This is a genomic window from Acidobacterium sp. S8 (assembly GCF_009765985.1).
GTDB lineage: Bacteria > Acidobacteriota > Terriglobia > Terriglobales > Acidobacteriaceae > Alloacidobacterium.
Genome location: NZ_LMUM01000034.1, coordinates 356,886 through 378,457, shown reverse-complemented (window position 1 = coordinate 378,457; position 21,572 = coordinate 356,886). Strand labels below are relative to the sequence as shown.

The 21,572-nt window shown below is 55.3% G+C and carries 18 protein-coding genes; 14 read left to right on the top strand and 4 right to left on the bottom strand.

All coding sequences use genetic code 11. From position 1 onward, the window contains the following. The first annotated feature begins 30 nt into the window (after nt 1–30). Nucleotides 31–1,767: an electron transfer flavoprotein-ubiquinone oxidoreductase gene (locus GSQ86_RS16810; protein ID WP_158751085.1), complete on the top strand. Its 1,737-nt coding sequence runs from the start codon at nt 31–33 to the stop codon at nt 1,765–1,767. A gap of 55 nt (nt 1,768–1,822) precedes the next feature. Then, a complete protein-coding gene (locus GSQ86_RS16805; RefSeq protein WP_158751084.1) occupies nt 1,823–2,365 on the top strand; it encodes a GNAT family N-acetyltransferase in 543 nt (180 codons plus the stop codon). 304 nt (nt 2,366–2,669) lie between these two features. Here the strand turns inward: GSQ86_RS16805 and moaA are convergent, their stop codons facing one another. Beyond that, nucleotides 2,670–3,713, bottom strand: a complete 1,044-nt coding sequence (gene moaA, locus GSQ86_RS16800; protein WP_158751083.1) for a GTP 3',8-cyclase MoaA — start codon at nt 3,711–3,713, stop codon at nt 2,670–2,672. 53 nt (nt 3,714–3,766) lie between these two features. After that, nucleotides 3,767–4,762: a hypothetical protein gene (locus GSQ86_RS16795; protein WP_158751082.1), complete on the bottom strand. Its 996-nt coding sequence runs from the start codon at nt 4,760–4,762 to the stop codon at nt 3,767–3,769. A gap of 159 nt (nt 4,763–4,921) precedes the next feature. Between GSQ86_RS16795 and GSQ86_RS16790 the strand changes: the two genes are divergently transcribed. Together GSQ86_RS16790 and GSQ86_RS16785 are read left to right on the top strand one after the other, a co-directional pair. Further along, entirely contained in the window at nt 4,922–6,568 is a 1,647-nt protein-coding gene (locus GSQ86_RS16790) for a CTP synthase (RefSeq protein ID WP_158751081.1), read from the top strand. A gap of 187 nt (nt 6,569–6,755) precedes the next feature. Next, nucleotides 6,756–7,418, top strand: a complete 663-nt coding sequence (locus GSQ86_RS16785) for a DUF4230 domain-containing protein (RefSeq protein WP_158751080.1) — start codon at nt 6,756–6,758, stop codon at nt 7,416–7,418. A 13-nt stretch (nt 7,419–7,431) separates the two neighbouring features. Here GSQ86_RS16785 and GSQ86_RS16780 read toward each other — a convergent pair whose 3' ends face one another. Further along, a complete protein-coding gene (locus tag GSQ86_RS16780; protein ID WP_158751079.1) occupies nt 7,432–8,211 on the bottom strand; it encodes an SDR family NAD(P)-dependent oxidoreductase in 780 nt (259 codons plus the stop codon). A 111-nt stretch (nt 8,212–8,322) separates the two neighbouring features. On the opposite strand from GSQ86_RS16780, the gene ffh reads away from it, so the two are divergent. The 4 genes from ffh to GSQ86_RS16760 all read left to right on the top strand — a co-directional run bounded on the left by ffh (nt 8,323) and on the right by GSQ86_RS16760 (nt 14,566). After that, nucleotides 8,323–9,699: a signal recognition particle protein gene (ffh, locus tag GSQ86_RS16775; RefSeq protein ID WP_158751078.1), complete on the top strand. Its 1,377-nt coding sequence runs from the start codon at nt 8,323–8,325 to the stop codon at nt 9,697–9,699. Between the two features lie 8 nt (nt 9,700–9,707). After that, entirely contained in the window at nt 9,708–10,367 is a 660-nt protein-coding gene (locus tag GSQ86_RS16770; protein ID WP_158751077.1) for a redoxin domain-containing protein, read from the top strand. Nucleotides 10,368–10,516: 149 nt separating this feature from the next. Then, the gene (locus GSQ86_RS16765) at nt 10,517–11,980 is read left to right on the top strand and encodes a hypothetical protein (protein ID WP_158751076.1); all 1,464 of its coding nucleotides are present in this window, start codon (nt 10,517–10,519) and stop codon (nt 11,978–11,980) included. Nucleotides 11,981–12,142: 162 nt separating this feature from the next. After that, on the top strand, nt 12,143–14,566 hold the full coding sequence (locus GSQ86_RS16760; RefSeq protein ID WP_158751075.1) for an ABC transporter permease: 2,424 nt from the start codon (nt 12,143–12,145) through the stop codon (nt 14,564–14,566). A gap of 242 nt (nt 14,567–14,808) precedes the next feature. On the opposite strand, the gene GSQ86_RS16755 is transcribed toward GSQ86_RS16760, so the two are convergent. Next, nucleotides 14,809–15,603: an IclR family transcriptional regulator gene (locus GSQ86_RS16755; protein WP_158751074.1), complete on the bottom strand. Its 795-nt coding sequence runs from the start codon at nt 15,601–15,603 to the stop codon at nt 14,809–14,811. Nucleotides 15,604–15,757: 154 nt separating this feature from the next. On the opposite strand from GSQ86_RS16755, the gene GSQ86_RS16750 reads away from it, so the two are divergent. Genes GSQ86_RS16750 through GSQ86_RS16725 form a run of 6 tightly spaced genes read left to right on the top strand, consistent with a single transcriptional unit; the run spans nt 15,758 to nt 21,571 of the window. Beyond that, a complete protein-coding gene (locus tag GSQ86_RS16750; protein WP_158751073.1) occupies nt 15,758–17,332 on the top strand; it encodes an alpha-L-fucosidase in 1,575 nt (524 codons plus the stop codon). A 9-nt stretch (nt 17,333–17,341) separates the two neighbouring features. Next, nucleotides 17,342–18,430, top strand: a complete 1,089-nt coding sequence (locus GSQ86_RS16745) for a Gfo/Idh/MocA family protein (RefSeq protein WP_158751072.1) — start codon at nt 17,342–17,344, stop codon at nt 18,428–18,430. 2 nt (nt 18,431–18,432) lie between these two features. Further along, nucleotides 18,433–18,642, top strand: a complete 210-nt coding sequence (locus GSQ86_RS16740) for a hypothetical protein (protein ID WP_158751071.1) — start codon at nt 18,433–18,435, stop codon at nt 18,640–18,642. Beyond that, on the top strand, nt 18,639–19,397 hold the full coding sequence (locus GSQ86_RS16735; RefSeq protein WP_158751070.1) for an SDR family NAD(P)-dependent oxidoreductase: 759 nt from the start codon (nt 18,639–18,641) through the stop codon (nt 19,395–19,397). Before GSQ86_RS16740 ends, GSQ86_RS16735 begins: the two co-directional genes overlap by 4 nt. Nucleotides 19,398–19,424: 27 nt before the next feature. Then, a complete protein-coding gene (locus tag GSQ86_RS16730) occupies nt 19,425–20,726 on the top strand; it encodes an L-fuconate dehydratase (protein ID WP_158751069.1) in 1,302 nt (433 codons plus the stop codon). Next, nucleotides 20,723–21,571: a fumarylacetoacetate hydrolase family protein gene (locus GSQ86_RS16725; RefSeq protein ID WP_158751068.1), complete on the top strand. Its 849-nt coding sequence runs from the start codon at nt 20,723–20,725 to the stop codon at nt 21,569–21,571. The genes GSQ86_RS16730 and GSQ86_RS16725 overlap by 4 nt, the downstream gene beginning before the upstream one ends. The last annotated feature ends 1 nt before the right edge of the window (nt 21,572 follow it).

The following is a 21,572-nucleotide window of genomic DNA, read 5'->3' as shown; positions in this document are numbered from 1 at the left end:
CTTTATCTCTAGTAAGATGATCAGTCGCCTATGATCACGTTTCGTAAACCAATCGAAGATATAGACCGCCCGCAGATGGAGGCCGATGTCGTCATCATCGGCGGAGGGCCTGCTGGCATGGCCTGCGCGCTGCGGCTCTCGCAGCTGATCGACGAGCATAACGCGCATCATCCGGATTCGCAGCTCTCCAAAGACAACATCTACGTTCTCGAAAAGGCACGCGAAGTAGGCCAGCATTGTTTGTCAGGTGCGCTGCTAGACCCGCGCTCAATGCGCGAACTGCTGCCGGGCTTCGAATCGGAAGCGCCGATTGATGCCGAGGTCACGAAGGAATCGGTTTATTTTCTCAGTAAGGACAAGGCGCGCAAATTCCCGATCGTTCCGCCGCCACTGCGCGATCACGGCAACTATGTCATCTCCATCAACAAGTTCGTGAAGTGGTTGAGCGAAAAAGTAGAAGCGGCAGGCATCACTGTCTTCACCGGATTCGCCGGGTCGGAGCTGTTGTTTGAAGATGACAGCCGCGACGCAGACACCGCGCGCGTGACTGGCGTCCGCACCGATGATAAAGGTGTCGACAAGCAGGGACAGCCGAAGGCGAATTTTGAGCCGGGCTACGATCTCCGCGCGAAGATCACAATTCTCGCCGAAGGCACGCGCGGCAACTGCGCCAAACAACTGACCGAGCGACTTGAGCTTGAAGATTTTTACCACGCGCAGACTTACGGCGTAGGCATCAAGGAGCTATGGGAAATTCCCGCGGGCCGCGTTGCCAAAGGTGAAGTGATCTACACACTGGGCTATCCGCTGACGACGAAGGAGTACGGCGGCGCATGGATTTACGGCATCTCCGACACGCTGGTTTCCGTAGGTTATGTGACCGGGCTCGATTACGAAGACCCGCGCACCGATCCTCACCATGTCTTTCAGGATTTCAAGGAGCATCCATTCGCTCGCCATCTTCTCGAGGGCGGCAAGATGATCCGCTACGGCGCAAAGACGCTGCCCTACGGTGGATGGCTCACGATGCCGCGCATCTCCGGCAACGGCTGGATGATCCTCGGCGACTCGGCAAGCTTTCTGAATTCGCAGCGGCTCAAGGGAATTCATCTCGCCATCAAAAGCGGCATGCTTGCCGCAGAGACCGCCTTCGATGCGCTGCTCTCCGGCGACAACTCCGCGGACACTCTTAGCGAGTACAAGGCCGCAGTGGACAAGAGCTGGATTAAAGACGAACTTTTTCCGGTACGCAACTTCCACCAGGCTTTCGAGCACGGACTTTACGACGGAATGATAAAGGCCGGTCTTCAGCAACTGATGCACGGCTCGAATCTCGGACCAGATTCGAAAAACGAAGCCGGCTACCTGCGCATGAAACATGCAGATGCGCTCAGCCCTTACGGTGACGGACGCCACCACTTTTTATATAACGCAAAGGGCGACGGCAAGTTAACCTTCGACCGGCTGACAGATGTCTATCACTCCGGCACACGGCACGAGGACGATCAGCCTGTGCATCTGGTCATCAAAGATCTGGACATCTGCAACAATCGTTGCGTAAAAGAGTTCGGCAACCCTTGCCAGTACTTCTGCCCGGCTGCTGTTTACGAGATCGTCGAAACGAGCGAAACACATTCTGGCAAGCAGCTGCACATCAACTTTGCCAACTGTGTGCATTGCAAGACCTGCGACATCATGGATCCTTACCAGATCGTGAATTGGGTGCCTCCCGAGGGCGGCGGCGGCCCGAACTACGACGGAATGTAGGTGCTGACGGCACGGGCGGACGCCTTCGGCGCCATCTGCGCTACAGTAGCTTGTGATGACTGCCATTTACATACGCGTGGCTACCCTGGATGATGTGCCAGCGCTACGCGAATTGATCGAGCGCTCAGTACGCGAGCTGCAGGCAGGCTGGTATACGCCGGAGCAGATCGAGGCTGCCGCGCAATCCGTCTTTGGCGTGGATATGCAACTCATCGAAGACGGCACATACTACGTAGCGGAGATGGGCAGTCAACTCGCTGGCTGCGGCGGATGGAGCAAACGCACCACGCTTTACGGCGCAAGCCATTTCGAACATTCCCGCCAGGACACTCTGCTTGATCCAGCACGTGACCCGGCGCGTATCCGCGCTTTCTTTACGCATCCCGCCTTTGCGCGAAAGGGCGTAGGCCGCGCGTTGCTTCTGCATTGCGAAGATGAAGCGCGTGAAGCGGGCTTCCGCAGCATGGAGATGGCGGCGACGTTGCCAGGCGTTCCACTCTATGAAGCGCATGGCTATCTGGCGCTCGACACCTTCGATGTTCCTCTGCCCGGGCACCAATCGATTCAAGTGCGGCGCATGACCAAATCGATCGTGTAGTTACTAACGATCTGTTGCTTCGTCGCAGATTTCATGAGACAGTAGCACCAGTTTTCGGCCTACGAATCGCAGAGTAAAGTTAGACCGAAGACTGGAGTTGTTTCATGTCAAAAATCTCCTGTCCCTGGTGTTCTGAGCTGAGTTCCATTCGGCGTTCTCACGCGCGATGGAAAGATTGGCCCAGATTATTTCTAGGCCAACGGCCTTATCGCTGCAGAATATGCGGGAACCGCTTTTGTCAGCGCGGCGTGCTCCATCATCACTCTTCACAATCCACTGCGAAGCATCCATAAACCTCGCACGTTTATCCGCCGATATGGACCATGCTGCGCGATGGTTTCAGAAATCCCGGTTCACCAATGTGATGGCGTGCCTCTTTCTGTTCCACCACCTGCCGAATCCACTCTGCCATCTCTTCGTCTGTAGCGCCGTGACGCATGCGGGCAAGTAGATCATGATCGAACTGCGAAAAGAGGCAGGTGCGGATTTTCCCGTCTGAGGTAAGACGGATGCGGCTGCAATGCCCACAGAATGCCTGGGAAACCGGCGCGATGATGCCGATCTCACCTACACCATCGTCGAAGGTATAGCGCCGAGCAGTCTCACTGAGCGCGTTTGCCTTGAGCGGCACAACCGGACGGAATGTGCTCAAACGCTCCAGTAATTCATGCACCGGAATCACCGAAGCCGGCGTCCAGAGACGATCTTCTTCGAGCGGCATAAATTCAATAAAGCGCACGATCACGCCCTCGTCGCGCGCAAATTTTGCGAAGGGCACCACCTGGTCTTCGTTGAACCCACGCAGGAGCACGCAGTTCACTTTGACTGGACCCAGGCCGGCACGCTGCGCTGCGCGAATTCCGGCAGTCACCTTGTGAAAGCTGCCGGGAACGCGAGTGATGCGAGCAAAAATTTCCGGATCCACCGCGTCCATGCTGACCGTAACGCGGGTTAGTCCTGCGTCCTTGAGCGGCTGCGCTAGATCTGCCAGTAAATGACCATTGGTCGTCAGCGCAAGATCGAGCGGATGGTTGCCATCCACGGTTCTTAGCTTCGCCAGCTCTCGCACCAGAGTGGGCAAATCTCTTCGTAGAAGAGGCTCGCCGCCGGTCAGCCTGACCTTTTCAATCCCCAGATTCACCAGGACACGAACAATGCGAAAATAGTCATCCAGAGGAAGCTCGGCGTACTGAGCACCGTCGTTTCCCGTCCGGCAATAAACGCACTTGTAATTGCACCGGTCAGTCACGGATACCCGCAGGTCAGTAATGGCGCGACCGTGCTTGTCGATCAGGCGCGCGCTTCGATCCGCTTCCTGTATACCGGGACTGGTGAAAGATGCTGCCATCAGGTTGATATCTACTCTATTGGATGCAGCCGCATGAGGATAGATACAGCCGTCTACTTTGAGGCTAGTATCGGCGTCAGCGTGTTTTTATTTTCAGGGGCACGAGGATCGACCCCAAAATCCCACACATCGAGATTCACTTCCTGTGGTGAAAGCACTTCCATCAGAGCGTATTCGCCAAAACTGAGAGGCACTTTGGGTATCACTTTCATCCAGTGATTACCCGGGAGAATCTGACTCGTAGTTTCAACAATGTCCTCTGAGTGAGAAACCTTGCCCACCATGCTGATGTTCATAGCAGCAACTACTCGCAGATTACGCCGCTGCTGCACGCGCACAATCACATATCGGCTGGTTGGCGAACTATGGTTGTTCTTGTCTACTTTGGCGCTGGCGCCGTGAGTATCTACTTTCAGCGCATCGTCCGGGAGCGTTCCCTCGTCGCTGGCATCGAGAGCAACATAGAGCTCCGGCTGGTTTACATGCAGTTGAATTTTTGAGCGCGCGCCATCGATCTGGATCAGCTGCTTCGAGCCGCCCATGGGATTGATCGTTGCTTTGAGCACGTTGTGCCCAAGGTCTTTATTCAGGTCGCCGTTACTCTGCTGCATTCTGACCAGTTCCGGAGTTGCTTGAAACGTGTCCATCACCCAAACGCCGCTCTCGTCGGGCAGGCGCAGGCCTGGCGAAACAACCGGCATGCGGGCCTTTTCTGCATCTCGTTCCTGCTGTTCCTCTTTGTCAATCTCGGCAGCGTCGCTCTGCTCTTTCTTTTCTCTCTCGGCTTCGGCGGTAGCAAGCGCTCCGGGCGCATGCTCCTTGTTCCACTTTTCGGTTGCCGGCCAGTCAACGAGGGTATTCGGAATCTCTTCCCATTCACCGCCGCGCTCAGCACTCTTATAGCGCACGCGGTCGCCCTTCACTTCGTATTGAGTGACAACCTGATAGGAACCGTCTTTTAGAATGAGACGCTTATCTCCAACTTGCGCCATGCAGCGCACTCCCGGCAGGAACAGGAGGGCAATCACGATAAGAGCCAGGCGTTTCATGGGCCGTCTTTTAGACGCAATGGGTGCAGGTTGCGTCACGTATCTTCCTGTTATACAGCACCTTCTCTGCGCCTCTTTCTTTCTGGTGAAATTCCGGGTAAAATCAATTGTGCCTACCTGGTACGCCAATCAAAACAACAAGAAAAAGGTGAAGCAGCGATGTCCGCAAAGTACATCTTTGTGACCGGCGGGGTTGTGTCCAGCTTAGGAAAGGGTTTAGCCGCGGCGTCGATCGGCTGCCTGCTGGAAGCGCGAGGTTTAAAGGTCAACCTCATGAAGTTTGACCCCTACCTTAATGTCGACCCTGGAACGATGTCGCCGTTCCAGCACGGCGAAGTCTTCGTCACCGACGACGGCGCCGAAACCGACCTCGACCTCGGCCACTACGAACGCTTCACCCACGCCCGCCTTACCCGCGACAATAACCTCACTACCGGTCGCATCTACGAACAGATCATCACTAAGGAGCGCCGCGGCGACTATCTCGGCAAAACCGTCCAGGTTATTCCCCACGTAACCAACGAAATCAAAAACGCCATGCGCAAGGTCTCTGCCGACTGCGATGTGACCATCGTAGAAATCGGCGGCACCGTTGGCGACATCGAGTCACTCCCGTTTCTTGAAGCCATCCGTCAGATGCGGCAGGAGTTAGGCCGCGAGAATACCGTTTTTGTTCACGTCACGCTGGTGCCGTGGATCAGCGCCGCGCAGGAGCTGAAGACCAAACCGACACAGCACTCCGTGAAAGAGATGCTATCGATCGGAATCCAGCCAGACATCCTGCTGTGCCGCTGCGACCGCCCGCTTTCGCATGAGATGAAAGGGAAGATCGCGCTATTCTGCAATCTCGAAGAAAAGGCCGTCATCACAGCCCGGGATGTGGATTCAATTTACGAGGTTCCTCTCAGCTTTGCGCAGGAGGGTGTAGATACGCTGGCGCTCAGGTATCTGCACATCGATGCGCGCGAAGCCGACATGAGCCGTTGGAGAGATCTGGTCGACCGCTGCTATAACCCGAAAGACGAAGTTTCTATCGCCATTGTCGGTAAGTACGTTGAGTACGAGGACAGCTATAAATCCTTGAAAGAAGCGCTTGTTCACGCCTCGCTCGGGCACAACCTGAAACTCCGCGTGACTTGGATAGAGGCCGAAGGCCTGGAGACACATAATTACGAGGAGCAACTCAAAGACTTTGACGGAATTCTGGTCCCGGGCGGCTTCGGCAAGCGCGGCATCGAGGGCATGCTGAACGCGATCCGTTATGCGCGCGAGAATAAGGTTCCCTACTTCGGCATCTGCCTCGGCATGCAGACCGCCTGCATTGAGTTTGCCCGCAATGTCTGCGGCCTGAACGGAGCCAACTCCAGCGAGTTCGACCCGGCGACGCCGCACCGCGTGATCTACAAGCTGCGTGAATTAACCGGCGTAGAAGAAATGGGCGGAACCATGCGTCTAGGTGCATGGACATGCATTTTGCAGCCGGATTCGCTGGCAAACAAGGCCTACGGATCGACGGAAATCAGCGAGCGCCACCGCCACCGGTACGAATTTAATCGCGAATATGAAGCGCTGCTCACCGGAGCCGGTCTGCGCATCACCGGAACGACCCCCGACGCAACCTATGTCGAAATTGTCGAAATTCCCGACCATCCGTATTTCCTCGGCTGCCAGTTCCACCCGGAATTCAAATCGAAACCGCTTGAGCCGCATCCGCTGTTCAGCAAGTTTATCCAGGCGAGCTATGCCAACCGGGTAGGCTCTCAGGAAATACGAGCAAATCGGACAATTCCGGCGATCGCAGATTAGCAACGGACAGCCGGCCATCATTCTGACGACCAACGGGAGGAAGAATCTCAGTGATTTACGCTAAGCCAATATCGCTGGGATTCCTCGCTTCACTCAGGCGGAAGTAACCATGGTCAAAAAGATGAATTCCCGTACTCTATCTCTCGCCTGAGATGACGAATTACAGTCATTCATCATCGAATCCTTTATGAGCACTCCAGTCCTCACCCCCGTCGAACCGCCAAAGAGATCAAGCATCGGAAAAATCCTGCTATCGCTTTTCCTCGGATTGGTGATTGGCGCCATCGCGCTGGTGTTGTTTATCCGCCACGCAACAGAAGGCGCCTGGAATGAATTCGCCGCAAAGCTGACCCATCGCAGCTTGTCAGTGGACACTTCACTGCCTACCATCGTGGCGAAAATCCAGCAGCTGCAACGACTGGAAACCGTCGTTTATACGATGGACAAGGTGGTCGGCGGCTCTCGCGAGAGTGAATATTTCCCTGATTTTCTTGCGGGCGACAAACTGCTGCTCGTCGTTCACGGACAAACGATCGCGGGCATCGACCTGAGCAAACTGCAATCGAGCGATATCAAGATCAATGGACGCGCCGTTCAGGTTCATCTGCCGCAATCAGAAGTTTTCACCACTACGCTCGACAACTCAAAGACTCGCGTCTACTCCCGCGAAACCGGCCTTTTCGCCGCCGCCGACCCCAACCTTGAAAGCGAAGTCCGCGATAAGGCGCAGCAGGAATTGCAGCAGGCAGCAGTCAATGACGGAATTCTTCAAACTGCGCGCAAAAACGCCGCCGCAACCGTCACCACTATGCTGCTGGGCCTCGGTTTCGAGCACGTCGAAGTCGATTAGCTAGCGTCTTTTCTTATACGATCGCCTTCACCACGCCGCCATCCACCCGCTGCGCTGAACCTGTAATCGCCGAAGCTGCTTCGCTGCAGAGGAAGCCCACCATCGCCGCCACTTCATCAGGAGTTTCAAACCTCTTGATCAGGCTGGTCGGCCGCATGTGTTGGAAAAAGTCACGCTCTACATCTTCCCTGCTTTTCTTCTGTTGACTGGCCAACCCATCAACAAACGCGGAAACACCTTCACTCTCTGTCGGCCCAACAAGGACAGAGTTAACAGTCACTCCACTGGCCGGAAAAGACTCCGCGATGCCGCGCGCAATCGCGATCTGCGCAGTCTTCGTCATGCCGTAATGCACCATTTCGGCAGGAATCTGGATCGCAGATTCACTGGAAATGAAAAGAATACGGCCCCATTTTCGCTCCAGCATGGGCGGAAGATAATGCCGGGTCACGCGAATCCCGGAAAGCACGTTCGCCTCGAAAAAGCGCACCCATTCCGAGTCCTCAATTTCGAGAAATGGCTTGGCTTCAAAGATTCCCAGGTTATTGACGACAATATCGACATCTTTCACCCGCTCGAAGAGCTTCTGTGCACCCTCCGGCGTTGTCAGATCAGCGGCAATTCCGTCCACTTTGCCCTCGATCTCAGCCACTGCCTTCTCGACGCGGGCTTCGGTGCGTCCATTCACATAAACAGACGCTCCCTCCCGGGCAAGAAGCCTGGCGATTGCAAACCCGATGCCTGCCGTTGAGCCAGTCACTAACGCTCTTTTCCCTTTTAATCCTAGGTCCATGGTTCCGCCCTCCAGAATGTCTTCTCGAAACAGTAGATTCGCGGATCGCGGCCAACGATGCAGCCTCCGGCCATCCGAAGCAGGCAGGACTGTTAAACTGGTTTTGAAGCTATGTTTGAGAACCTTTCAGAGAAACTGCAGCGCACATTCAAAAATCTGCGCGGACAGGGCACCATCACCGAAGAGAACATCGGCGAAGCCTTGCGCGAAATCCGCGTGGCGCTGCTTGAAGCCGACGTCAACCTCAACGTCGTTAAGGATTTGATCGAGCACATCCGCGAGAAGGCCGTCGGCCAGGAAGTGCTGACAGCGCTCTCGCCGACCGAGCAGGTTGTCAAAATTGTGCGTGATGAGCTGGTCGCGCTCCTCGGCAAAGACACGGCCCGCTTCCAGTTCGCCTCCAAACCTCCGACAGTCATCCTGATGGCCGGTCTGCAGGGTTCCGGTAAGACGACTACCTCCGGCAAGCTGGCAGCATGGCTGCAAAAGGGCGGACACCGCCCTATGCTCGTCTCCGTTGACGTATACCGTCCGGCGGCGCGCGAGCAGCTCAGAGTCGTAGCCAAGTCGATCAAGGCCAACCTCTATGAAGGTGACACCAAAGGCGAGCCCGCAGGCACAGCCCTGGTCGAGCGCCTGGCGAAAGAAGCACGCCGCGAAGCCATCATCTCCGGCTGCGACACGCTGATCGTCGATACCGCCGGTCGCCTGCACATTGACGAAGAGCTGATGGGCGAAATGGAATCGCTCAAGAAGCTGCTCACTCCGCAGGAAATTCTCTTCATCGCCGACTCGATGACCGGACAGGACGCAGTGAAGTCCGCCGACGAGTTCCACAAGCGCCTCGCGCTCACCGGCATCATCCTCACAAAGATGGACGGCGACGCACGCGGCGGCGCGGCGCTCTCGATCCGCCACGTGACCGGCCAGCCGGTAAAGTTTATCGGAATGGGCGAAAAGCCCGACGCCTTCGAGCCTTTCCACCCAGACCGCATCGTAAGCCGCATCCTTGGCATGGGCGACATCATGACGCTCATTGAGAAGGCCGAAGAAAAGCTGGACAAGAAGAAGTCCGAAGAATTCGCTCGCAAAGCGCTCTCCGGAGACGGATTCTCGCTCGAAGATTTCCGCGACCAGCTGCGCCAGATTCGTAAACTCGGTTCTTTGCAGAGCATCATGAAGATGCTCCCATCAGTTGGACCACTCGCAGGCATGCAGCAGATGGCCGATCAGGTGGACGAGAAACAATTCGTCCGCGTCGAGGCGATCATCAACTCGATGACGGCCAAAGAACGCAATCACCACGAAATCATCTCCGGCAGCCGCCGCAAACGCATCGCCACCGGCTCCGGAACAACGGTACAGGAAGTAAACCAACTTCTGCGGCAGTACGCGCAAATGCGCAAGATGTTCAAAAACGTAGGCAAGGGTGGAATGTTGCAGCGCCGCGCCATGGGAATGCTGGGCGGCATGCGCGGGGGCCGATAATCGAATCCATGATTGATCTCGACCATCGATTACAGGATCAGCTCGACGAAATCACCGCCAACACGCGGACGTTGGTGCAGCCCGAACGCCTGGCCATCAGCGAACAGGCCGTGTCTGATCTTTTTTCGACCGGTATCGAGGAACAAATTCTTCCGATAGGCGCAAAAGCTCCCGAGTTCGCGCTGCCCGACGCCTCGGGACGCATTGTCCACTCCACTGATCTCTTGTCGCTGGGTCCGCTCATTGTCGATTTCTTCCGTGGACGCTGGTGCCCTTACTGCATGACGGAGCTCGAAGCATGGCGCGATCTTTACCCCGTTATCCGTGAGCGTGGGGCGCTTCTGGTTGCAATTTCCCCTCAGACCACCCGCCAGAGCGACTTCACCGCAGGCCACCATGGAATTCCCTTTCCGCTGCTGCACGACTCCCATTGCGATGTGGCGCAGCAATTCGGACTGGCCTATAAGGTTCCTCCGTTTCACCAGCAATACTTCCGCAGCATCCTGGTCAATGTACCGTTCGTCAACGGAGATGAAAGCTGGATGTTGCCGCTCCCTGCCACCTATGTAATCGCGCAGGACGGCACCGTAATCTATGCGGAAGCTCATGCCGATTTCCGCGTTCGCCCTGAGCCGGGTGAGGTTCTGGGTTATTTACCGCGGCGATAACCTTGCGCAGAATTGCGATAAATGCACCATTTCGCGCAATTTTGAGCTCGATTTTGCATAATTTTTCCTGATTTCTAATAAGATCTGAAGCCAACGTAGCCAAATGGTTCCAGACTCAGAAATGCGATCTCGCTGGTTTTCTGAAGAGGATGGAGACACCTATGCACGGATGGGAGTGGCGCGGGCTCAGAAGCTGTCTGACTACCTTCGTCATCTTGGCGACGGCTTTTTTTGGCTCAAAGGCAAGAGCGGATATAGGCGTCGTCATAGCCGATCCCACGACCATCGGCTATTCGTCGTACACGCAGGCCGGCCATTCCCTGGTCTATCTTTCGGGTGTCTGCCCAATCTCCCCCATACAGGCACGGTTGTGCGAGCCAGGGGAGCAAGGGTCTATCGTCACCACCTATCCTCATTTCCGCGAAGCGCAGCCTTATGCCTGGAATATTGCTCCCTTAAGCATCTATTTGCAGGGTCTGCCTGACCCGGAAACCAGACTTCTTTACGCCTCGCCCAACGTCAAAGACGCGCTTCAGAAGGAAGCCCGTCACCATTTCCTGCAGCCCGTTTGTGGAGCCGGTGATTGCCCGGACGTACAGCATAGTTACTGGCGCGACCTCGTCGCGGCCACGGCCGACCGTGATGTCTTTGTCTACGCCGTGCGCACCACGCGAGCGCAGGATCAGGTGATCGTGGACTGGCTGAATACCGATCCCAACGTGAACCATTATCACGGCATGACGAACAACTGCGCCGTCTTTACCCGCACCCTCGTCAATATGATCTTTCCCCACTCGGTGCACCGTGACTTTCTCAACGATCTGGGCATGATGGGTCCGAAGGCTGCCGCCCGATCCTTCACCCACTGGGCAGTCAAGCACACTGAGCTCGGCTTCTACAGCCTTCACTTCGCCCAGCAGCCGGGAGAGATTCCCCGCAGCGGGTTAGCCCGGAGCGGCACCGAAACAGCCATTCACACAAAAAAATATCTGATACCAGCCGCTCTGATTGGCGATCACGAGGTAGCCGGGTCCTTCTTCGTGGCCTATTTTTTGACTGGTCGATTTGGTTTGTACAAGGAATATCTCCACCATTCGCGGCCTTCCTTCGCGACTTCAGAGCAGGCAACAGACACCCCGCAGGCTTCCCCAGACATGGTGCAGCCCGTATCGCTGATGAATCCTCCAGCTCCAGCCATGACTCTCGCGAAAGTCCCGGATGCCACCAGCGAGCAGGCGCTGCTTACGAGATATCAGGCATTTGCTGCGGCAGAGGAAATTCCCCAAGGGAAAAAAGGAAAGATGCCCATCGAGTTCGCTAAGGCGCAGGTCACAGTCGACAGCGATGGCAATCCGTGGATTGAGATCGAAGCGAACAATCTGACACGTCGAGTCGGCATCACCAGCGCCAACGTGCTGGCTCCCGGTTCCGATCCTGAACTTGCGTTCGAATTCATGCTGGGTCGTGTTGAATGCATGATTCACGCAAAAAACCACGGGCGGGAAGACCCTTCTGCCCTGCAAGATGACTGGCTTTTATTACAGCAGGCATATGATCGCCTTCAACCCGCCCAGCCCGCTGGTGGATTGTCGGTTATCGCGGCCCGCCGATGATCGACAGCAGGCATTGTCCGCTATCGAACAGCTGAGTTTGAAAATGGACGGACATCTTGCCGCAACGTCTTCTTTATCGGTGCTAACTGGCTGATTCTAAGTCAGAATAGGTATCAATCGATTGGCAGCTTGCTTGCCCACTTCTGGACAGAGGCCTTCACCATGCAATCCTTCCTGCAGGATCTTCGTTACGCGATAAGGCAGTTGCGGAAGTCACCTGGTTTCGGCGCAACCGTCATTGCCACTCTGGCACTCAGCATCGGAATCACTGCAGCCGTTTTCAGCGTGCTTTATGCCATGGTGATCCGGCCTCTTCCTTATCAGCAGCCCGAAAAAATTGTGGCGCTGCAGACGCATTCCCCTGAGGGCTATACGCAACCAGCCTCCTATCCCGAGTATCTGGACTGGCGGCGGATGAACCATAGCCTCGCGGCTTTAGCCGGAGTGAGCGGCTTCGGCGGAACGGTGAACTTTGAGGCAAATGGCGGCCCCATCGCTCTGCATGGGGTGCAGGCAACAGATAATTTTTTCGATGTGTTCGGAGTAAATCCGCTCCTGGGGCGCACATTCGCCCCCGGCGAAGATCAGGACGGCAGGAATGACGTTGTTGTACTGAGCTATGAGGTGTGGCAGCAAAACTTTGGCGGACAGGCGAGCGTGATCGGTCAGAAGGCAAAACTCGACGGCCGCCCTTACACAATCATTGGCGTCATGCCGGCTGGCTTTCGCTATCCGATCAGCCGCACAAATGCTGTGTATATTCCGGTTCATCTCACCAAGCAGATGCACGACAACCGCGGCAATCACTTCATGCCTACAATTGCCCGATTGAAACCCGGCGTGACCCTTCAGCAGGCGCAAGCTGATATGAATGCCGTCTTTGCCGATCTGGGCCGTACCTATCCCGATTCGAAGGGACGCAGCGTAAAGCTCGTTGAGCTTTCAACCTTCATCCTGGGCAAAACCAGCAGTTCGCTTCAACTGCTGTTCTACGCAGTGCTGGCCCTGTTAGCGATCGGATGCGTGAACGTCGCCGGACTGATGCTGGCGCGCGGCGTAAAGCGTGAACGCGAAATTGCTCTTCGCTCGGCAATCGGCGCGCATCGAGGAAGAATTGCGCGGCAGATTCTGACCGAGGCCCTCCTCTTTGCTTTTTGCGGAGCAATCGGCGGCATCGTGCTCGCCTACGGACTGCTGCACGTAATTCGCCTGTTGTTGATCTCCGCACTGGCGCGTGGTGCCGAGGTACAACTGAACATTCCAGTACTGCTGGCCGCTCTTTTTGTATCAGTCATTGTTACGGTTATCGCGGCCCTTGCTCCGGCCATGCGCCTCTCCGGAACCGCGCCTACGCTTGCGCTGCGAGCGGGCGGAAGCGCTGGTACTTCGCGTGGACAGCATCGCCTACGCGCCGCGTTTGTGGTCACACAAATGGCGCTCGCCCTTGCGTTGCTGGTGGTATCCGGGCTACTGATGCATATGCTCGGCGGCCTGCAGAATACGGAGCTGGGCTTCTCACCCGACAACATTCTTACGACGGAGATTGATCTGTCGCCCGGTCGTTATGACGGCCGCGATGTCATGGCTGATTTCTATCAGCCGCTGTTTGATAAGATTCACGCCATTCCCGGCGTCCAGGCTGTCGGCATGATCCAGGTGCTGCCGATTCAGAACTGGGGCTGGAATTCCGAGATACACGTCACGGGAACACCGCCCGCAGCCCCCAACGAAGTCACTCTGGCGGAGTACCGCGTCGTTTCACCCGGCTATTTCGATGTCTTCAAAGACCGCCTGGTGCGTGGTCGCCTGCTTGATCCCAGCCTCGACACTCCAACCTCAAAACCGGTGATGGTGGTGAATGAAGCCTTCGTAAAGAAGTTCATTCCCGCAGGACGCGATCCCATTGGCATGCAGATCGATGACGATGACAAAACGCAGATCATCGGCGTGGTGAAGAACATTCGCCAGAACATCTATGAAGCGCCGATGGCCGAAATGGATTACGTCTCATCCCAGGTTCCAAAGCAGGAGAGCATGCGCGTGCTGGGAAATATGACGCTGGTGGTACGCACGAATCTTGCTTCGGCAAATCTAGTGCCCAGCCTGCGAAAGGCTTTCCATGATGTTGATCCAACGCTTCCCTTCCGCACGCCGGAGACCATGCGGAGCGTGATTGCCGACACGCTGATCTTTGAGCGCCTCGAAAATTGGCTCTTTGGATCCTTTGCCGCGCTCGCCGTACTGCTGGCCATCGTAGGTCTGTTTGGGCTGATTAGTCACGAGGTCGAACTTTCCACGCGCGATATAGGTGTCCGTATGGCTCTGGGAGCGACCCGAGGACGGATTCTCTCGGGCATCTATCGTCGGGTGAGCTGGATGCTGGGCAGCGGTGTCGTGGTCGGCCTGTTACTTACAGCAGCCGCGCAGAAATATATCGGTTCGGTAGTGGAACTCCATGTGGACAAGGATGCAGGACGGATTCTGGGGCTAACCATCGCGCTGATTGCTGCTGGACTAGTTGCCGCTTTCTTTCCGGCTCGACGGGCTTCGTCTGTAGAACCTGTTGTAGCCCTTCGGGATGAATGAACCCGTTTTCTTGTCAAGCCCTCATTAAGATAAGTAGCTGATAAACGGTAGTTTATGCGCGCCGAGAATTACCGCTAAAATCGGTAAAATAAAAGTAGGGTAATTCATCGTGATTCCCGGCAGAATTTGCGATGTCTAGTAACTTAAACAAAATAAGGAATTTATCCTTAAATTTACCGCAAGTAATTGAAAATAGAGAATTTGCGAAAATAAAGGAAGCCACGCCCGAATAGTCTGCTGGCTTATCTACTTTTTTTCGCCTCAGTCGAGAGATGCGGAATGCCACCTATCGACTCCGTCAGCTTGATACTGGCTTCGCGAAGAGCTGCGCGCACCAATTTCGGCGTAGTTGGATCCTCCGTGCGAGCCAGGTAAGGAACAGTAAGAGCAGCCACGGCCTGCCCGCTCTCGTCGAAGACTGGATAGGTGATGTTGATGACCCCCCGAATCTGGTAGCTGTCGCGCTCCTCGAATCCCATCGAACGAATCTTCGCGAGGTGTTCATCCAGGTCTTTGGGAATGCGGTTTCCGGTCTCCTGCTGCCACATCTCCACAGCGCGATTGCGCAGTTCCTCCGGAATGTGCGCCAGAATGACGTGCCCGGTAGCGGCATGCATGAGGTCGACGATTGATCCGGCCTTGACGTAGAAGCCGGGGCTCACGGGCGAATCGGCCTGCGCGACAATGACAACCTGTCCCGCTTCCAACACTCCCAAATGGCAGGACTGGTTAAGCTTGTGCACGAGGGCCTGCATGATTGGCAGTGCTTCCGAGACCAGACGCTTCGTCGGAGGATATTCGAGCGCCATGCGGAAGATCTTCAGCGTCAGCCGGAAGCGGTCGTCATCTTCCGCGCGACCGATATAGCCGCGCTCCTCCAGACACAAGAGCATGCGAAAAATCTCGGATACGGTACGGTTGAGGCGGCGGGCAACGTCGCTCTTGGTGAGGCCGCCGGGCTCATGTGCGAACAGCTCAAGAATGTCGAGCCCTTTTTCCAGGGCAGGGGTAGGGTAGCGTCGTTTTGCCGTTTTCAAGGATGCTTCTTTCCTGAGCAGCTAGCAGAGATTGTAAATTGTAAACCGCCAGCAAAATGTACGCCGACCGGAATCCCGCAATACTATTACTCGCTAAAACCATTTTTAGCGTATAAAAGTATGGATGAAATAACCCTTTTCCTGGAGCACGACTTTGACTGGCCTATCGAAATGGTTCGCTTTCTGCCTGCTGGCTGCCTCCGGCCTTGGAGCGTACGCGCAACAACCCGACAAAAATGATCTGACCTGGCAGCAGTCGGTAAAGAAATATGACAAGCAGCGTAACACAGTGCTCTCTTCGGTGGACAAAGCTTCGAAGGAAGGGCCATTTCAACCAGACTGGGATTCGCTGAAGGGATACAAGATCCCGGAGTGGTACCAGGACGCAAAGTTCGGCATCTTCATTCACTGGGGCGTTTATTCGGTTCCGGCATTCGGCAGCGAATGGTATCCGCGCGACTCTTATCGGCAGGGCACGCCAGAGTTCAAGCACCAGGTTGAAACCTACGGGCCGCAGACAAAATTCGGCTACAAGGACTTCGTTCCGCAGTTCAAGGCGCAGAGCTTTGACGCAAAAGCGTGGGCCGCACTCTTTAAGGAATCGGGCGCGCGGTACATCATCCCCGTCGCGGAGCACCATGACGGATTCCAGATGTACCACTCTGACCTGAGCGACTGGTGTGCGACAAAGATGGGGCCGAAGCGCGACATTATCGGCGAGCTACGCACTGCCATTCTCGCCGAGGGCCTTCATTTTGGGGCGTCTTCGCACCGCGCTGAACACTACTGGTTCATGAATGGCGGACGTCAGTTCCCGTCCGATGTACAAGACCCGAACTATGCCTCCTTATATGGCCCCGCGCATATCGGAATCGACCCGGGAAAGGACGGCACCGGGCATCCGGACGCGGCGTATCTGAACGATTGGCTGGCGCGCAGCGGCGAGTTGGTGGAACGCTATCATCCAGAGCTTGTCTACTTTGATTGGTGGGTAGAGCAGGATACATTTCAGCCTTATCTGAAGCGCTTTGCAGCTTTCTACTACAACCAGGCTGCAAAGAATGGGCAGCAGGTAGTGCTCTTCCGCAAAAATAACGCGTTTCCTGACGGAACAACCGTACTCGATATTGAGCGCGGGCAACTGGATCGGATTCGTCCGGTTCACTGGCAAACGGATACTTCCGTGAGCCAGAAATCCTGGGGATATATCTCCGGCGACACCTACAAATCGCCGGAAAGTCTGGTGTGGCAACTTATCGATATCGTCAGCAAGAATGGCAATCTGCTACTAAATATCGGACCTAAATCCGATGGCACCATTCCCGAAGAGGCGCAGTCAATTCTGCAGCACATGGGCGCGTGGCTGAAGACAAACGGCGAGGCAATCTACGGCACGCGCTCCTGGACGACATACGGAGAGGGGCCGACCAAAGTTGTCGCCGGATCATTCAATGATGCAGATACAAAACCCTACACGTCGCAGGATATCCGCTTCACGACCAAGGGCAAGATGCTCTATGCAATCGCGATGGGCTGGCCTTCTGATGGCCACCTGGTGATTCACTCACTCGCAGATGCAACCAGCTTCAAAGTAAAAACTGTATCGCTCCTCGGGTCGGATGCGACAATTCACTTCAGTCAGCAGGCTGATGGCCTTCATCTTGAACTGCCAGCGAACGCTCCGGGCCACTATGCTTATAGCTTCAGGCTGACTCCTGAAGGAGAGTGATCCGAGGTGATGGTCTCTGAGTTGGACACCCGAATACAACAAGCCCTTGACGATGCAACTCCCCCACTGCCTGCGCAGCCTCTGCCCATTATCGTAGTGGGAGCAGGTGGCATTGTGCACGATGCGCATCTGCCCGCTTACAAGAAGGCGGGGTTTCCGGTAGCAGCGCTGGTAGACGCAAACCGGGATAGGGCAGCGACCCTTGCGGAAAACTATTCCGTTCCCTTAGCGACCGATTCACTCGATGAGGCGATTCGTTATGCTCCACCAAAGAGCATCTTCGATGTGGCGGTACCTGCCGGAGCCATTCTTGATGTATTGAAGCGTCTGCCAGACGGAGCCTCAGTACTGATCCAGAAGCCAATGGGCAATACGCTCGAAGAAGCGGAAGAAATTCTGTCGCTTTGCAGAAAGAAGAGCCTGACCGCGGCAGTGAATTTCCAGCTGCGGTATGCCCCGACCATGCTTGCCGCAAAAAAAATTACAGACGCCGGCCTGCTGGGGCAGTTGCATGACATGGAAATAGTGGTGAGCGTCTATATGCCGTGGGAGTTATGGACGTTTCTATCGACCGCTCCGCGGCTCGAAATTCTTTACCACAGCATTCACTACATTGACCTGGTGCGGTCGTGGTTCGGTAATCCGGAAAGAGTTTTGGCGCGCACAGTTCGCCATCCGAATACGGCAAATCTTGCCTCCACAAAGAGCGTCATCACGCTCGATTACGGAGATTGGAAGCGCGTTTATATCGCGACAAACCACGGACATAGATTCCAGGACACGCAGCAGAGCTATGTGAGATGGGAAGGAACTGAAGGTGGGCTGCATGCGGTGATGGGAGTGAATCTGGATTATCCGAAAGGGCGCCCGGACACTTTGAGCTTCGCCAAACTCGGCGAAAAATGGCACCAGCTCCCAACGAAGGGCAATTGGTTTCCGGATGCCTTTATCGGATCAATGGGATCACTGCAGGCGTATGTGACCGGCGCATCGAATACTCTGCCAACCAGCGTGGAAGATGCGATCGACACGATGCGCACGGTGGAGGCCGCATACACATCAAGCGAACAGAGCGGAGTTCCGCTCCTCAGGAATTGATCATGCCGATGATGCGTTTGCGTATTGCCGTGAGGGAATCTGCCAATTTCGAGAATGTACTCGCCGAAGAGATTACGCTCTCCGGCGAACAACATTTGAAGGCCACGTTCGCCGAAATTTTGAATGATATGGCGATGGAAGCTCTGAGAACAGAAGGTGCTTCGGCCAGTGCACAAAAGCGCATTCTTGCGCAGAGGATTACGTTTCGATGACGGAGAACAAAGGAGCATTTCGACTAGACGGAAAGCGGGCGCTCGTTACCGGTGGCGCAAGTGGTATCGGCGAAGCCACGTGCAAAGAATTGGCGGGCGCTGGAGCCGCGGGTGTCTTCGCCGACTTGAATTTAGATAAAGATCAATCACTTGCAGCAGGCTTACCGGATGCGACCGCTGTCCTGATGGATGTGACGAAGCTGGACTCCATTGAAGCTGTCGCAGCAAAGCTCGACCGGCTAGACATTCTCGTCAATAACGCCGGCATTGCACATGTGGGAGATATCGCACATGTTGAGCCAGATGACTTCGACAAGCTGATGGAAGTAAATGTGAAATCAGTCTATCTGGTGACCCGCGCATTACTGCCGTTGCTACTCAAGAGCCGAGGCTCGATCGTCAATATCGGTTCGGTTGCAGGACAGGTCGGCATTAAGCAGCGATTTGCATACTGCACAACGAAGGGTGCGGTGCTGGCGATGACGCGGCAGCTTGCGGTTGAATATCCCAAAGAGTTGCGCGTCAACTGTATTTGTCCAGGCACCGTGCAGACGCCTTTTGTCGAAGGCTATCTCGACAAGTATCACGCACACGAAAAAGAGAAGATGCGAGAGCAACTGAATGCACGCCAGCCAATGGGCCGGCTTGGCAAACCGGAGGAAATTGCTTCGTTGATCCGCTATGTCTGTTCCGATGAAGCGGAGTTTATGACTGGATCGTTGTTGCCGATTGACGGTGGCTGGACGGCGGCTTAGCTGCCTTAACAAGGAGAATGATTCCGATTGAGTGAATTGAAAATCACAAATGTGCAGGTGATTGATCTACGTTTTCCGACTTCGCGAGAGCAGATCGGATCGGACGCGGTGAATACCGATCCTGATTATTCGGCAGCTTATTGCATTCTGGAAACGAACCACGGACTGCGAGGGTTTGGTCTGACCTTTACGCTGGGACGTGGCACTGAACTTTGTGTCGAAGCATTGCGTTATCTCTCGCGCTTCGTTATCGGACGCGAGTTATCTGCGCTTACAGATAACCTGGGTGCGTTTTATCGCGAGCTCACCTCAGATAGCCAATTTCGCTGGCTCGGCCCGGAAAAAGGCGTGATCCATCTCGCAACCGGTGCGTTAGTCAATGCTGTTTGGGATTTGTATGCGCGCGTGGAAGGCAAGCCGCTGTGGAAGCTGCTGGCCGATATGAGCGCCGAAGAAATCGTCCGCGCCATTGATTTTCGCTACATCTCAGATGCGCTCACGCGGGAAGAAGCTCTGCAACTTCTACGCGAACGCGAGAAAGGGCAAGAAGCCCGACTTGCTGAACTGCGACAAACAGGCTATCCAGCCTACACGACGTCAGCCGGGTGGTTTGGCTATAGCGACGAGAAGATTATCCGGCTGGCCAATGAGGGCCTGGCCGAGGGCTGGACGCATTTCAAATTAAAAGTGGGCGGCGATCCAAATGATGATTTGCGGCGTGCTCGGCTCTTGCGGAAGGTCATTGGTCCTGACAATAAGCTGATGATGGATGCGAATCAGAAATGGGACATAGGAGAAGCAATCGAACGCACGCGCATGCTGGCGGAAGTGGATCCCTGGTGGATGGAAGAGCCTACAAGTCCCGACGATATTCTTGGCCACGCACGCATCCGACGCGAGGTGCCCCAGGTGCGCATCGCCACTGGAGAACACTGCCATAATCGCGTCATGTTCAAGCAGTTGATGCAGGCGGGCTCGATTGACGTTTGCCAGATTGACAGCTGCCGATTGGCGGGGGTCAACGAGAATCTTGCTGTCATATTGATGGCAGCAAAGTTCAATATTCCTGTCTGTCCGCACGCTGGCGGCGTTGGTTTGTGTGAGTATGTGCAGCATCTTTCGGTGTTCGATTATCTTCGGGTTTCGGCGACCCTGGAAGATCGCGTAACAGAATTTGTCGATCATCTTCACGAACATTTCATAGATCCGGTGCGGATTCGGAATGCCCATTATCTGCTGCCAGAGCAGCCGGGTTACAGCGCTGAAATTTATCCGGAGACGTTGCGCGATTACAGCTATCCTGATGGCCGTATTTGGAGAGAAGCATGAAGTTAGTTACATATTCTGAAGCGAGTGGAATTGCTCGTCCCGGTGTCCTTGTCGGCGGCTCTATTGTGGATGTATCGTCGCGTTTTCGCAGCGTGCTTTCCATCATCCATGGTGGCGCAGAGGCGCTGAACACCGCTGAGGATTTACTCGCAGCCGGCGGCTCTCGTCTTTCCCTCGAAGATGCCCGTTTGCTGACGCCGTTGCCTGACCCGCCGCGCATCTTCTGTGTTGGGTTGAATTACCGGGATCACGCAGTGGAATCGAAGATGGAGATTCCCAAGGTGCCAACGATTTTTCTGAAGCTGGCATCTGCCTTAACTGGTCCGAATACTGCAATCGAGTTGCCGTCGATTTCGTCGCAACCGGATTACGAAGCGGAGTTTGCCTGCGTCATCGGCAAGGGCGGTAGCCGGATCGCACGCGATGATTGGCAGGAATATGCCTTCGGCTACACCATTCTGAATGACGTGAGTGCGCGCGATGTTCAGTTGGCGACGACACAATGGACTCTGGGTAAGAGTTTCAACACTTTTGCTCCACTTGGTCCAGCCATCGTGACAAAGGATGAGATTGCCGATCCGCACGCTTTGGATGTGAAACTTTCGATTGACGGCAAGGTACTGCAACACTCGAATACGCGCGAGTTAATCTTTAAGCTACCTGATTTGATCGCCTATATTTCTTCAATCACGCCACTGCAGGCTGGAGACATTATCAGCACGGGTACGCCTGCGGGTGTAGGCTTAGGACGCACACCGCAGCGCTGGCTCCGCGCGGGCGAGACGGTGACGATCGAAGTAAGCGGATTGGGTACGCTGACAAACCCCGTCGTCGCTGGAAAGTAGC